16 protein-coding genes are annotated in these 12,702 nt (G+C 51.3%); 5 read left to right on the top strand and 11 right to left on the bottom strand.

Annotated features, from left to right (window positions below; translation table 11 throughout):
• Positions 1-26 precede the first annotated feature (26 nt).
• The 3 genes from FCL42_RS09645 (at position 27) to FCL42_RS09635 (ending at position 2,129) form a co-directional block, all read left to right on the top strand.
• The gene (locus tag FCL42_RS09645; RefSeq protein ID WP_136863202.1) at positions 27-389 is read left to right on the top strand and encodes a CidA/LrgA family protein; all 363 of its coding nucleotides are present in this window, start codon (positions 27-29) and stop codon (positions 387-389) included.
• A complete protein-coding gene (locus tag FCL42_RS09640; RefSeq protein WP_136863201.1) occupies positions 382-1,107 on the top strand; it encodes an LrgB family protein in 726 nt (241 codons plus the stop codon). The genes FCL42_RS09645 and FCL42_RS09640 overlap by 8 nt, the downstream gene beginning before the upstream one ends.
• Before the next feature lie 119 nt (positions 1,108-1,226).
• Positions 1,227-2,129, top strand: a complete 903-nt coding sequence (locus tag FCL42_RS09635; RefSeq protein WP_136863200.1) for a manganese-dependent inorganic pyrophosphatase — start codon at positions 1,227-1,229, stop codon at positions 2,127-2,129.
• Positions 2,130-2,171: 42 nt separating this feature from the next.
• Here the strand turns inward: FCL42_RS09635 and FCL42_RS09630 are convergent, their stop codons facing one another.
• Positions 2,172-3,053, bottom strand: a complete 882-nt coding sequence (locus tag FCL42_RS09630; RefSeq protein ID WP_136863199.1) for a LysR family transcriptional regulator — start codon at positions 3,051-3,053, stop codon at positions 2,172-2,174.
• A gap of 84 nt (positions 3,054-3,137) precedes the next feature.
• Here FCL42_RS09630 and FCL42_RS09625 point away from each other — a divergent pair, with 84 nt between their 5' ends.
• Positions 3,138-3,365 carry a DUF2798 domain-containing protein gene (locus tag FCL42_RS09625; protein ID WP_136863198.1) on the top strand — a complete coding sequence of 76 codons (228 nt, stop codon included), beginning with the start codon at positions 3,138-3,140 and terminating at the stop codon, positions 3,363-3,365.
• Between the two features lie 77 nt (positions 3,366-3,442).
• Positions 3,443-4,714 (top strand): O-acetylhomoserine aminocarboxypropyltransferase/cysteine synthase family protein, encoded by a 1,272-nt coding sequence (locus tag FCL42_RS09620; RefSeq protein ID WP_136863197.1) that lies wholly within the window; start codon positions 3,443-3,445, stop codon positions 4,712-4,714.
• 80 nt (positions 4,715-4,794) lie between these two features.
• On the opposite strand, the gene rpoS is transcribed toward FCL42_RS09620, so the two are convergent.
• The 10 genes from rpoS to eno all read right to left on the bottom strand — a co-directional run bounded on the left by rpoS (position 4,795) and on the right by eno (position 12,641).
• Positions 4,795-5,784: an RNA polymerase sigma factor RpoS gene (gene rpoS, locus FCL42_RS09615; protein ID WP_205729250.1), complete on the bottom strand. Its 990-nt coding sequence runs from the start codon at positions 5,782-5,784 to the stop codon at positions 4,795-4,797.
• 83 nt (positions 5,785-5,867) lie between these two features.
• The gene (locus FCL42_RS09610; protein ID WP_136863196.1) at positions 5,868-6,734 is read right to left on the bottom strand and encodes a peptidoglycan DD-metalloendopeptidase family protein; all 867 of its coding nucleotides are present in this window, start codon (positions 6,732-6,734) and stop codon (positions 5,868-5,870) included.
• Positions 6,710-7,240: a YqaA family protein gene (locus FCL42_RS09605; protein WP_136863195.1), complete on the bottom strand. Its 531-nt coding sequence runs from the start codon at positions 7,238-7,240 to the stop codon at positions 6,710-6,712. The genes FCL42_RS09610 and FCL42_RS09605 overlap by 25 nt, the downstream gene beginning before the upstream one ends.
• On the bottom strand, positions 7,227-7,865 hold the full coding sequence (locus tag FCL42_RS09600) for a protein-L-isoaspartate(D-aspartate) O-methyltransferase (RefSeq protein ID WP_136863194.1): 639 nt from the start codon (positions 7,863-7,865) through the stop codon (positions 7,227-7,229). Before FCL42_RS09600 ends, FCL42_RS09605 begins: the two co-directional genes overlap by 14 nt.
• Positions 7,865-8,611, bottom strand: coding sequence for a 5'/3'-nucleotidase SurE (gene surE / locus FCL42_RS09595; protein WP_136863193.1), 747 nt, complete (start codon positions 8,609-8,611; stop codon positions 7,865-7,867). The genes FCL42_RS09600 and surE overlap by 1 nt, the downstream gene beginning before the upstream one ends.
• A 27-nt stretch (positions 8,612-8,638) precedes the next feature.
• On the bottom strand, positions 8,639-9,691 hold the full coding sequence (locus FCL42_RS09590; protein ID WP_136863192.1) for a tRNA pseudouridine(13) synthase TruD: 1,053 nt from the start codon (positions 9,689-9,691) through the stop codon (positions 8,639-8,641).
• Positions 9,684-10,160, bottom strand: coding sequence for a 2-C-methyl-D-erythritol 2,4-cyclodiphosphate synthase (ispF, locus tag FCL42_RS09585; RefSeq protein WP_136863191.1), 477 nt, complete (start codon positions 10,158-10,160; stop codon positions 9,684-9,686). The genes FCL42_RS09590 and ispF overlap by 8 nt, the downstream gene beginning before the upstream one ends.
• Entirely contained in the window at positions 10,157-10,846 is a 690-nt protein-coding gene (gene ispD / locus FCL42_RS09580) for a 2-C-methyl-D-erythritol 4-phosphate cytidylyltransferase (protein ID WP_136863190.1), read from the bottom strand. Before ispD ends, ispF begins: the two co-directional genes overlap by 4 nt.
• An 18-nt stretch (positions 10,847-10,864) precedes the next feature.
• Positions 10,865-11,155, bottom strand: a complete 291-nt coding sequence (gene ftsB, locus FCL42_RS09575; protein WP_136863189.1) for a cell division protein FtsB — start codon at positions 11,153-11,155, stop codon at positions 10,865-10,867.
• 190 nt (positions 11,156-11,345) lie between these two features.
• On the bottom strand, positions 11,346-12,641 hold the full coding sequence (eno, locus tag FCL42_RS09570; protein ID WP_136863188.1) for a phosphopyruvate hydratase: 1,296 nt from the start codon (positions 12,639-12,641) through the stop codon (positions 11,346-11,348).
• Between the last annotated feature and the right edge of the window lie 61 nt (positions 12,642-12,702).

Genomic DNA, 12,702 nt, shown 5'->3' with positions numbered 1-12,702 from the left:
TAAGACTTACAACTCGGTAGCCATCAATGCCAACCCTTATAGGCTTGTGCCTGATTATTCTGTTTCAACTGCTTGGAGAGGCCCTTGTTCATGTCACCGGGCTGCCGCTGCCCGGCCCTGTGGCGGGCATGATTTTGCTGTTGCTGGCACTGCTTTTAAAGCGCGGACTGGATCACACTCTCGCACCAGCTGCCACCGCTCTACTGCGCTACCTTCCTTTGCTATTTGTCCCCGCAGCGGTAGGTGTCATAAACCACGCCTCTCTGGTTCAAGAAAACGGCTTAGTGCTATTGATATCAATTTTAACCAGCACTCTAGTGACCTTATGGGCAAGCGCTGCGGTGATGAATCGATGGTTAAAACGAAAAGAGGGCGGCAACCATGAGTGACGCCTTAATGGGCTTTGGCTCTTGGCTTATTCATCAGCCATGGTTTTGGTTAGTGGCCACCATCGGCCTATATCAGCTGATGAATGCCGGCTTTCAAAAGTTAGGGCAGCCCGCTCTACTTAACCCAGTGGCCTTATCCGCTACAGTGCTGATTACCCTGCTTTGGTTTCTAGAAATCCCCTACGAGCTCTATTTTAATGGGGCTCAAGTCATCGACCTGTTTTTGGGACCAGCTACCGTTGCCCTGGCGATCCCTCTATATCAGCAACTAAATAAACTTAAGGGGCTTGGTGTTGCCATTGCCACGACCTTGTTACTAGGCTTATCGGTCTCGGCGCTCTGTACGCTGGCTATCGGTTGGCTTACGGGCGCTGGCCATCCACTACTGTTATCCATATTACCCCTTTCGATTACGACACCGGTTGCCATGGGCATCGCCGAACACATTGGCGGAATTCCTCCTCTGACGGCATTTATCGTTATCACCACCGGCATTTTGGGAGCCGTTATTGGCCCCGGCTACCTGTACCGGCTGGGTTATCGGGACGATCGCGTTATCGGAATTGCCATGGGCATTAGCGCTCATGGCATCGGTACCGCCAGAAGCTTCGGAATTAGCGTAACGGCGGGCAGTTTCTCCGCACTAGCTATGGCATTGTCTGCAATAATCAGTAGCGTACTTTTGCCAATTATCGCCCAGCTTGTGACGCTATTTTAACCAAACTGAGCCTTGAGCTCTGCGGCCACTGTTTGCCCCTTGCATTTGGGTGTATAGTAAGCGCCTTTTCTTCCGAAACTGGGCGCTATGAAGCCCTGCCGTAATGTTAAGGAACCCCAATGATCAACGTATTTGGCCATAAGAGCCCAGATAGCGATTGCGTAAGCTCCGCCGTTATCGCTACACACTGGCTAAACGCCCGTGGTAAAGACGCCACCCCATTTCGCCTAGGCGAAGTTAGCCGCGAGACTCAATTCATCTTTGATTTCGCAGGTGTTGAACTGCCGCCGATGCTGGACAAGCCACTGAAAGGTGAGAAAGTTTACCTAGTAGACTTCAGTGAAGCTGAACAAGCACCAGACGACATTAACGAAGCGGACCTGGTTGGTATCGTCGATCACCACCGTCTGGGCACACTAACCAGCTCTGCGCCACTGGAAGCTTGGTTGATGCCTCTAGGCTCTTCAGCATCCGTGCTGTTTGAGCTATTCGGCATTCATAATGTTGAGATTCCTCAGCCAATCGCCCGCCTAATGCTGGGTGCACTGCTAAGCGATACCGTAGGCCTTAAGTCGCCAACCACCACTGAGCGTGATGTAGAGCTGGTTGATCTGCTGGCGCCTCTGGCCGGCGTTGAAGTGGAGAGCTTCCTGGCTGATCTGCTGGCAGCCAAAACCAACGTTGAAGGTCTGTCAACTGAAGCCCTACTCGACAAAGACGTGAAAAACTACGAAATCTCAGGCAAAAGCACCACTCTGGGTCAGCTTGAGCTGGCCGATTATGGTCAAGTTAAGCACGAACTGGCGAACATGCAGGCCGTTATGGAGCAGCGTGTTGCCGACAAAGGTTTGGATCTGGCCGCACTGATGCTGACCAACATCCGCTCGGAAGAGACTCGCCTACTGGTAGCTGGCCCTCTGGCTGACACCATCAAGGCCGCTAACGGCGACAGCCTCACCTTCGAAGGCTTCTTAAGCCGTAAAAAGCAGATGCTACCTTGGGTTACCGAAGTTCTGTCCTAAATTAGGATGAACCCAAGCCACACTGGGCCCGCTTAATCTCATTTAATGCGGGCTTTTTTGTGCCGCCAATAACGCCTCAATCAGAAGTGTCATCGCTTTAGGCTGGTATTGACGTCGTTTGTAACTTAAATACGCTTGACGACCACCGTGGCGATACTCACCCAAGACTTCCACCAATTCAGGCTCACTGTCGGCTCGATGCCTAGGCAACTCTCCAATTCCTAATCCACGCTTGAGGCTCTGTACTAAAGAAGTGATGTCATTGACCTCCATGCGCGGTTGAAGCTGCAGCTCAACCGCTTGGTCGCCAACACTCAAACTCAAGCTACGTGAGCCATCATGGGTGAGCCAATGGTGTTGATAGAGCGCTTCTGGCGTCGTCGGCGTTCCATATTCCACTAAATAACCACGACTGGCATAAAGGCCGTTGTCGGAGAAAAAATAGGGCTTGGCGATGTAATCCCCCATTTTAGGCTCCACAAAGCCCACCACCAACTCCCTTTCATGCTGAGGAATGTGATTCTCCTTAGCGAGGTGCACCTGCAGCCTCACATCTGGGTAGCACAATAGAAAGTGCTCGATCACAGGGGCTAAGTGACCGGAATAAAACGCAATTGGCACATAAAGTGATAGTGAGCCGGAGACTTGATGCTGGCTGTCCAGCACCTCCTGCAGATGAAGCTCACTGCCCTCAAATTGGGGCTGCAGCCGCTCATAAAGCGCTAGCCCCGATGGCGTTGGCTGCAATACTCTGCCCTGACGCTCTAGAAGCTTCAGTGACAAACGCTTCTCTAACTGCGTAAGCCGCCTGGATGCGGTTGCAATAGGAAGGGATAAGCGCTCGGACGCCGATTGCATGGAGCCAAACTTAACCACGAGACAAAACAGAAAAAGATCGTCGAGATTTCCAAATATGGAACTCATACTTCAATTTATCGCCATTAATTCCAATAATGATTTAACTTAAACTATCTCCACTTTGGAACGCAACGAATCGGGAGCCATATCATGACAAGAATCAAAACCCACCTACTGGGTACTTTGCTCCCTAGCATCGTAATGGCCTGCACCATGTCCCTGGTGATCTGCGCCATCAACACCGGTTTCGATGCCGAGTTCCTCCATCGCTGGCTACGCAGTTTTGTTATCGCTTGGCCGATAGCTTTTAGCCTAAACCTATTGGTGATGCCCAAAGTTCGCAGCATAAACGCCAAACTATTCAAACTTGCCGCCTAATTTTGCGCAATAAGCCCTTGGGTTATTGCCCCTGTTGTGCGAAATTCAAACGATGAATGCCACAACAGGGAAGCACTATGAAACTGGAATCTATTGCACTGCATCACGGCTATACCTCTGAACCCACCACCAAAGCGGCAGCCGTTCCCATCTATCAAACCACCTCTTACACCTTCGACGACACCCAACACGGCGCCGATTTGTTCGACCTTAAGGTTCCGGGCAACATCTATACCCGCATCATGAACCCCACCACCGATGTGCTAGAGCAGCGTGTTGCCGCAATGGAGGGCGGAATTGGTGCCTTGGCGTTGGCCTCTGGCATGGCTGCCATCACTTACGCCATTCAGTGCCTATGTGAAGTGGGGGACAACATTGTTAGCACCAGCCAACTTTATGGCGGCACCTACAACCTATTTGCTCATACCCTACCGAAACAGGGCATCGAAGTTCGCATGGTCGATGCCAACGATTTTGATGGCTTCGAGTCCGCCATAGATGGAAACACCAAAGCGATCTTCTGTGAGTCAATTGGTAATCCTGCGGGTAATGTGGTCGACCTAGCTCGTCTGGCCGAAATTGCCGAGCGCCACGGCGTTCCTCTGATGGTGGACAACACAGTGGCCACTCCGGTGCTTTGTCGCCCCTTTGAACACGGTGCCCATATCGTTATCCACTCTCTGACCAAATACATTGGTGGTCACGGTACGGCTGTCGGAGGCATCATCGTCGACTCAGGTAAGTTTGACTGGGTTGCCAATAAAGAACGCTTTCCTATTTTGAATCAACCGGATCCCTCCTACCATGGCGTCGTTTACACCGACGCTTTGGGCCCTGCAGCCTTCATCGGCCGCTGCCGAGTCGTACCTCTTCGCAACACCGGTGCCGCCATATCACCCCACAATGCATTTCTTATCTTACAGGGACTAGAAACCTTATCCCTTCGCATGGAGCGCCACTGCGATAATGCTGTGAAACTTGCTGAGTTTTTACAGCAGCATCCAAAGGTGGAGTGGGTAAACTACGCCGGACTTACAGATAGTCCCTATCACGAGAGCTGCCTGCGGCTATGCCAAGGTAACGCATCCGGTATCTTGAGCTTTGGCATCAAAGGCGGCCGTCAAGCAGGAGGCCAATTTATCGATGACCTGAAGATGGTGCTTAGGCTGGTGAACATTGGTGATGCCAAATCCCTAGCTTGTCATCCCGCTACTACCACACACCGCCAGCTCAACGCTGAAGAGTTAGCCAAAGCAGGTGTCAGTGAAGATCTTGTGCGCCTCTCGGTGGGAATTGAGCATATCGACGACATCATTGCCGATGTCTCTCAGGCTCTCGATGCTGTTTAGCTGATTAAGGGGTGCAATAGCGGCCTAAAAACACAAAAACGCGGCTAGATGCCGCGTTTTTTAATTCAGTTACGTCAAGTTTACTGTCGGAACAGCGCTTCGCTATTAAGGCCCTGAGAGCCCAGCAGATCTTTAAGACGACGTAGCGCTTCCACCTGGATTTGGCGAACCCGCTCACGGGTCAAACCGATCTCACGCCCTACGTCCTCAAGCGTGGAAGGCTCGTAGCCCAACAACCCGAATCGACGCGCCAGTACTTCCCGCTGCTTGGAGTTCAATTCATCCAACCATTTCACTACTGAGTCTTGGATGTCGTCTTCCTGCACCTGAACTTCCGGGCTGGCTCCGTCATCGTCCGCGATGATGTCCAGCAGCGCTTTGTCAGAGTCACCACCGATCGGCGTATCCACAGAGCTGATCTTTTCATTCAGCTTCAACATCTTGCTGACGTCTTCCACAGGCTTATCCAGCTTAGCCGCGATCTCATCAGCAGTTGGCTCATGGTCCAGGCTGTGTGCCAGCTCTCGTGCCGTTCGCAGATAAACATTGAGCTCTTTGACCACATGAATCGGCAGACGAATGGTTCGTGTCTGGTTCATGATGGCGCGCTCGATGGTCTGTCGAATCCACCACGTGGCGTATGTTGAAAAACGGAAACCTCGTTCTGGGTCGAACTTCTCCACGGCACGAATCAGTCCTAGGTTGCCCTCTTCAATCAGATCAAGCAGCTGCAGACCTCGATTGTTATATCGGCGGGCTATTTTAACGACTAGGCGAAGGTTACTCTCAATCATACGATTGCGAGATTTGGCGCAGTCTTTCTGCGCGCGGCGGGCGTAATAGACCTCCTCTTCTGCGGTAAGCAGAGGAGAAAATCCGATCTCACTCAGGTAGAGCTGAGTGGCGTCTAGGTTCTTCTGCAGATCGTCTTGAACCAGTTGATCTACGGACTCGTCTTGTTTGCTGTTTGTCTTAGTCGTTGCTGCGGAAGAGTCAGTCCCCAAAACCATCTCATCCTTATCGATCGCTACGGCTACAGCACTATTGTATCGCTTGCTATTCCGACTCATTGGCCAGTCTCCCAATTTGTCCCAAACCAGATTGTTTACTTCACGGTAAAGCCTCCATGTACCTTGACGTCCCTTTAAAAAGCTTACAGCTTTGGAAGATATCTCATTGGGTCAACGGGTTTGCCTCGATAACGAATCTCGAAGTGAAGCTTCACTCTGTCGCTGTCGCTACTGCCCATCTCTGCAATCTTTTGACCTAATTTAACTTCCTGTTTTTCTTTAACAAATATCTTTTTATTATGGGCATAAGCACTAAGAAATTCATCGTTGTGCTTGATGATCACTAGTTGACCATAACCCCGTAATGCGCTGCCAGCATAAACCACCTTGCCTGCAGCCGAAGCCACAATTGGAGAACCTTCTCTCGCAACAATATCCAACCCTTGCCTGCCTTGAGCCGTCGACGAAAAACTGGCAATCACTTTTCCCTTAGTGGGCCAGCTCCAACGACTGATTTTGCCTGAGCCATCAAAAGTGGATTTATTGTTAGTAAATTGTGAATTCGTTGTTGAAGCATACCCTTGAGACTTTTTGGGATCAACAGATTTAGCATTTTCTTTTTGTTTTGTTTTGGTGACAGTTTGAGATTGCGCTGGCTTTGGAACTTTCGATATTTTATTCGGTTTTGTGCTAGGCCTTACAGGCCGCGGCTTTGGCAACTGGCCAGACAAGTTAAGGGTTTGCCCAGGCTGAATGGTATATGGCGAATGTAAATTGTTGAGTTTAGCCAGCGTTTTAAAATCACGTCCAGACGCCCATGCGATAGAATATAAAGTATCCCCACTCTGAACTTGATAGCGACTTTGTTTAAGGCTGCCCTTCATTTTGTCTTTGTAGGTTTTGCCTGTGTATAACGTTTCCACTGGCGCAGGGGTATTCGCTTGAAATGAGCAGCCACTCACCCCAAGAAGTACGGTGATTGTAATTAAAGAAACAACAACATTACGCACAAAAATAGCCCTAAAACAAACCAACCAAAGTATCGCCCGCCCCAAGGCAGTTGCCCTGACTTGGTTGCGATCCATGCCACCAACAGATAGCGACTGACCCTGCTTACTAATGCGGCTAATAGCACCGGAATTAGCCCAACACCTGATAACCCACAGGCCAACGTGCCCAGTTTAAAGGGCAGTGGCGTCAACCCCGTTACCGCCAACACCCAAGGACCGTATGAGCGTACCAGTTCCAGCATCTCATTCAGAGCCGACTCATAGCCCCAACGCTCAACCAAAGGCCATACCCATTGCTCAGCGGCAAACCAAGCGGCTCCATAGGCCACCAAGCCTCCCAAAGAGGTAAACACAGTAGCAACCCATGCAAACCCCCAAGCGTGTTTGGGGTAAAGCCTACACAGAGGCGCAAGCATCAATTCCAGAGGTAGGGGCAAAATCAGCCCCTCCCCAAAAGCAAACAGCGCTAACACGGAGCGCTGTTTGTTTAGTCTACTGAGTTTCACCCGCCACCAAAGGGACAAAACGCACGGATTCGAGTACTTCACTCATAAAACGGTCTCCATGGCGAGTGATAAGATGCAACACCTGCTCCTGTTCGCCAATGGGAATCACCATACGGCCACCGTCTGCCAACTGCAAAAGCAGATCCTGAGGGATCTCAGCGGCAGCAGCAGTAACGATAATACCTGAAAACGGGCCTTTGGCCTCCCAGCCTTTCCAACCATCGCCATACTTAAAGGCAATATTGTGAAGATCGAGCTTTTTCAATCGCCTACGCGCTTCAATTTGCAAAGCTTTAATGCGCTCTACCGTGCACAGCTGCGGCAGTAATTGAGCCAAAATGGCCGACTGATAACCAGAGCCAGTACCAATTTCAAGCACAGGCCCACTCTGAAGATCCCTCAAAAGCACTTCGGTCATCCGAGCCACAATATAGGGCTGAGAGATGGTTTGTCCCTGACCGATGGGCAAAGCAGTATTTTCAAAAGCTCTTGATGTTAACGCACCAGAAACAAACAGCTGACGAGGGGTATTGGCAATGGCCGTCAGTACCTGTTGATCACAGATCCCGGACTGCGCCAGCTGCTGAGCCAATCGCTGCCCGTAAGCAGCGCCATTTTTCACCATTAGAGCTTGTCCACCCATTGAGTTAGGGATGCCAGCTGCTCGTGGGCGGTCAAATCAACCGTGAGCGGGGTAATTGAGATATAGCCATTGGCCACCGCATGAAAGTCGGTGCCCTCTCCCGCATCCTGCTGTTGACCCGGAGGCCCCAACCAATAAATATCACGTCCGGCGGGATCTTGAGTTTTAATCATCCCCTCCGCCTTATGACGCGCCCCCAGTCGAGTCACCTTTACCCCTTGAATCTCCGCTTCAGGCAGGTCTGGTACATTGATATTTAAAATCTTATGGGATGGCAGGGGGTTCTTTAGTAGGCCTTCCACTAGAGTACGCGTAAAGTTAGCAGCGGTTTGGTAATGCGTAAGCTCTCGACCAACCAAAGACACGGCAATCGTAGGTAGCCCTAGGTGACGGCCCTCCATGGCTGCGGCCACGGTACCTGAATACAGAGTGTCGTCACCTAAATTGGCGCCAGCATTGATGCCTGAGACCACTAGGCACGGCTCCGTATCCATTAGCTCTCGAATGGCCAGATGCACACAATCCGTTGGCGTGCCGTTCACGGAGTAATAGCCATTCTCCACTTGTTGCACACGAAGGGGGTTGGTCAGTGTTAACGAATTACTGGCTCCAGAGCAATTGCGGTCTGGTGCCACCGTCATCACGTCGGTCAACTCGCTCAATGCATCCGTCAGGGCTTTGATGCCTGGTGCGTGCACACCATCATCATTACTAATTAAGATCTTCATAGTTGGCTATTTTTATCCGTTCGCGGTTTATTTTTCAATGCTTTGATTTTCAAAGGCTTGCATATCTTTATAGTCGAGCAGCTCTCTCAGTACTGCGGTTGCATAACTGCCTGGAGGCAACAAAAAGCTAAGCACTAAGTGATTGTCTTGCCAGTGCCACTTAAGCCCTTGTGGTTTCAGCAGCAGTGAGCGGCGCTCTTGAGCTATGCGAGCATTTGCTAGGCCAGAAACCAGCTCAGGCCACTGAGACAACCCATTTTGCTCAAATTCATCCGCCGCATCGCCCTGACTCTGATAGCTGCCCGCCAGCGGCGCGGTTAACCTGAGCTCACCTGCCTGATAACGCGCCAGAATACTGGCATCATCGACCTCAGACTTAAACTGGCTGTTGCCCGTAGCAAACATCAGGGTATCGCCAGGTAGCAGCGCCGTACCATGCTGCTCAAGACGCATGGAGGCGATCTGATTAAACAGAAAACTTCGAGCCGCAGACAGATAGATACTGCGCTTGTTGCGATCTTTCACCCGGCGGCCACCGAACATCTCGGCAGCACGCTCAACATTGCGGCCGCCATGACCGAAGCGCTGTTCACCGAAATAGTTTGGCACTCCCTGTTCGGCGATCCGTTCAAGACGAGCATCAACGGACTCCCGATCACTCACCTCGCGCAGCGTTAAGGTAAAACGGTTGCCAGACAGGGCACCGGTACGCAATTTTCGACTGTGGCGAAGTGCCTCAAGCACCTGCAGATTTTCATCATTTAGGCTATGCCAATCCGGCGTTTCCTTACCGGGAATGCGCACGCTAAACCACTGGGTGGTGACGCCGTACTTATCTTTTAGCCCTGCCCAGGAGACGTCCATCGACTTCACCCCAGCAAAGGCTGCCAGCTGCTTAGCAACCTGATGAGTGGTCAGCAGTCGCTTTTTAATGTGGATAAGGTGATGTTCACCCTGGCCATCGGCACTAAAAGGAATCAGTTCATCAACTTGAAAGTCTTCCGGCAAGGTTCTCAGCTGAGCTGTGGCACTGGGTTTACCATGGAGGTAATGCCAAGTCGGCAGTTGATACTCACTCATGGGTAACCAATACCACCGCTTCAACAGCGATGCCTTCGGCGCGCCCAGTAAAGCCAAGCTTTTCGGTGGTGGTGGCTTTCACATTGACCTGAGACAGTTCAGCTTCAAGGTCGTCAGCAACATTGCGTCGCATCGCTTCGATGTGCGGAGCCATCTTGGGAGCCTGAGCAATGATGGTGACGTCTAAGTTACCCAATTTAAAGCCACGCTCACGCACCAAACTGAAACAGTGACGCAGTAGCACTCGACTGTCGGCACCTTTAAATTCAGGGTCGGTATCTGGGAAGTGATGACCAATATCTCCCAGTGCCAGGGCACCTAATAGTGCATCGCTGATAGCATGCAGCACCACGTCACCATCGGAGTGAGCCAGCAGACCTTGCTCATAAGGAACTTTCACGCCGGCGAGGGTAACAGGCCCCTCACCACCAAACTTGTGGACATCAAATCCATGACCAATGCGGATCATAGGGTCTCCTGAATCAGTAATTCTGCCATCTTAAGATCGCTCGGGTGGGTAACTTTAAGGTTGGAAATTTGGCCTTCAACCAGCTTTGGTTTCCAACCTAAACGCTCCATGGCCGAGGCTTCATCGGTGATGGCCGCGCCCTGCGCCAAACCATCAACCAGCGCATCTCGAAGCGCTTTAACCGGAAACAGTTGTGGCGTTAATGCATGCCATAGCGCCTCTCGTTCTACAGTATGATCAATGTTGCCATTGGCATCGCCGCGCTTCATGGTGTCTCGCACCTTGGCTGCCAATATCGCCCCTTGAGCGCCGACCTGCTCAATCAACGCATCGATATCAGCATGGCTCAAACAGGGCCGCGCCGCATCATGTACCATGGCCCACGCTTGCTCATCCTCGATACTATTGAGCGCTGACAGCACCGAATCAGCCCGTTCTCCCCCGCCGACCACCGCCGACAACTTGGGGTGGTTCGCCTCCGGCAGCGAAGCAAAAACCTCATCATCGGGATTGATGGCCACCACCACGCGATCCACTCGAGGGTGAGATAACAGCAGCGACAAGGTGTGGGATAAAATGGGTTTGCCTACCAAAGGTAGGTACTGCTTGGGCATCGTCGCCCCCATGCGCTTGCCAATGCCAGCAGCGGGCACCACGGCAACGACAGGCCCCAATTGAAACGTCATTGTGACTCCATAAACGGCTTAGTTGTTATTTGCTTTAGGCCGTTTGATTACCCTAAAGAACTGTTCATTTTCACCGACCATTCCCAGCTCATTGCGAGCACGCTCTTCAACGGACTCCAGCCCATCTCTGAGGTCGGAAATTTCTTGCTTAAGCAACTGATTACGCTCAGCCAACTGCTGGTTACTCAGTTGCTGCTCTTTAATCTGCACCTCAAGACGAGTGATCTCCGCATAGCCATTATTCCCAAACCACAAGCGATATTGGAGCAGGCCTAGCGCTAGAGTAAGAATCAGTAACAGTAATCGCATCACTCATCCATAGGTTTGAAAAAGAAAGCCGAAGTTATACCAAAGTAGTTCAAGCCGACGATCTTGACCTAAGCTCAGCAAAAATAAAAGCGCTAAAACGGCAAATAACGAAAATCTAAGAATGGTTTTAAATGACCAACAAAAAAGTCGCCTCGAGGGCGACTTTTTTAACAGAGTTTCGGGCTAGGAATTAACCTTGGCCGTTTACCTCTTTCAAACCACGGAATGGCGCGTTGCCAGCCAGTTGCTCTTCAATACGCAGCAGCTGGTTGTACTTAGCAACACGGTCAGAGCGGCACAGAGAACCGGTCTTAATCTGGCCAGCTGCAGTACCTACCGCCAGATCAGCGATGGTTGCATCTTCGGTTTCACCGGAGCGGTGAGAGATAACCGCAGTAAAGCCAGCGTCTTTGGCCATCTTGATGGCGTCCAGAGTTTCAGACAGAGAACCGATCTGGTTGAACTTGATCAGGATGGAGTTACCGATCTTGTTGTCGATACCGCGCTTCAGGATCTTGGTGTTGGTTACGAACAGGTCATCACCAACCAGCTGGATCTTGTCACCTAGGATTTGAGTCTGGTATGCCCAGCCATCCCAGTCAGACTCGTCCAGACCGTCTTCGATAGAAACGATTGGGTACTCTTCGGTCAGCTTAGCCAGGTAGTCAGAGAAACCGTTAGAATCAAAGCTCTTACCTTCGCCGCTCAGTACGTACTGACCGTCTTTGTAGAACTCAGAAGCCGCACAATCCAGTGCCAGAGTCACATCGGTACCCAGCTTGTAGCCAGCCGCTTCAACCGCTTCTTTGATGATCGCCAGAGCGTCAGCGTTAGAAGCCAAGTTAGGAGCGAAACCACCTTCGTCACCAACGGCAGTGTTCATGCCCTTGGCACTCAGAACTTTCTTCAGGTTGTGGAAGATCTCAGCACCCATGCGCAGGGCTTCACGGAAGCTTGGCGCACCTACTGGCTGAACCATGAACTCTTGGATATCAACGTTGTTGTCCGCGTGCTCACCACCGTTCAGGATGTTCATCATCGGCAGAGGCATGGAGTACTGACCAGGAGTGCCGTTCAGCTCAGCAATGTGAGCGTACAGAGGCAGACCTTTAGCCGCAGCCGCCGCTTTAGCAGCAGCCAGAGAAACCGCCAGAATCGCATTGGCGCCCAGCTTGTCTTTGTTCTCGGTACCGTCCAGCTCGATCATCTTCTGATCCAGGCCACGCTGGTCTTTGGCATCAAAATCTACCAGAGCAGGAGCAATGATGTCATTTACGTTAGCAACGGCTTTCAGTACGCCTTTGCCCATGTAACGAGACTTGTCGCCATCACGCAGTTCTAGCGCTTCACGGGTACCGGTAGAAGCACCGGATGGCGCACACGCCATACCCATAAACCCACCTTCCAGATGCACTTCTGCTTCTACGGTTGGGTTACCACGAGAATCCATAACCTCGCGGCCGACAATCTTAATGATCTTTGCCATTACACAAATTTCCTATACAGAGTTTAAATTAACAATCTCATTAGGTATCTGGCTCGCAATC

It is taken from the genome of Ferrimonas aestuarii (assembly GCF_005116665.1).
GTDB classification, from domain to species: domain Bacteria; phylum Pseudomonadota; class Gammaproteobacteria; order Enterobacterales; family Shewanellaceae; genus Ferrimonas; species Ferrimonas aestuarii.
This window is presented reverse-complemented; position numbering and strand designations above follow the sequence as displayed.

What these genes read in the sequence shown, in the direction of transcription:
- FCL42_RS09645 (WP_136863202.1), top strand. Translation starts at nt 27, where the DNA reads ATGCCAACCCTTATAGGCTTGTGCCTGATTATTCTGTTTCAACTGCTT.
- FCL42_RS09640 (WP_136863201.1), top strand. Translation starts at nt 382, where the DNA reads ATGAGTGACGCCTTAATGGGCTTTGGCTCTTGGCTTATTCATCAGCCA.
- FCL42_RS09635 (WP_136863200.1), top strand. Translation starts at nt 1,227, where the DNA reads ATGATCAACGTATTTGGCCATAAGAGCCCAGATAGCGATTGCGTAAGC.
- FCL42_RS09630 (WP_136863199.1), bottom strand. Translation starts at nt 3,053, where the DNA reads ATGAGTTCCATATTTGGAAATCTCGACGATCTTTTTCTGTTTTGTCTC.
- FCL42_RS09625 (WP_136863198.1), top strand. Translation starts at nt 3,138, where the DNA reads ATGACAAGAATCAAAACCCACCTACTGGGTACTTTGCTCCCTAGCATC.
- FCL42_RS09620 (WP_136863197.1), top strand. Translation starts at nt 3,443, where the DNA reads ATGAAACTGGAATCTATTGCACTGCATCACGGCTATACCTCTGAACCC.
- rpoS (WP_205729250.1), bottom strand. Translation starts at nt 5,784, where the DNA reads ATGAGTCGGAATAGCAAGCGATACAATAGTGCTGTAGCCGTAGCGATC.
- FCL42_RS09600 (WP_136863194.1), bottom strand. Translation starts at nt 7,865, where the DNA reads ATGGTGAAAAATGGCGCTGCTTACGGGCAGCGATTGGCTCAGCAGCTG.
- surE (WP_136863193.1), bottom strand. Translation starts at nt 8,611, where the DNA reads ATGAAGATCTTAATTAGTAATGATGATGGTGTGCACGCACCAGGCATC.
- FCL42_RS09590 (WP_136863192.1), bottom strand. Translation starts at nt 9,691, where the DNA reads ATGAGTGAGTATCAACTGCCGACTTGGCATTACCTCCATGGTAAACCC.
- ispF (WP_136863191.1), bottom strand. Translation starts at nt 10,160, where the DNA reads ATGATCCGCATTGGTCATGGATTTGATGTCCACAAGTTTGGTGGTGAG.
- ispD (WP_136863190.1), bottom strand. Translation starts at nt 10,846, where the DNA reads ATGACGTTTCAATTGGGGCCTGTCGTTGCCGTGGTGCCCGCTGCTGGC.
- ftsB (WP_136863189.1), bottom strand. Translation starts at nt 11,155, where the DNA reads ATGCGATTACTGTTACTGATTCTTACTCTAGCGCTAGGCCTGCTCCAA.
- eno (WP_136863188.1), bottom strand. Translation starts at nt 12,641, where the DNA reads ATGGCAAAGATCATTAAGATTGTCGGCCGCGAGGTTATGGATTCTCGT.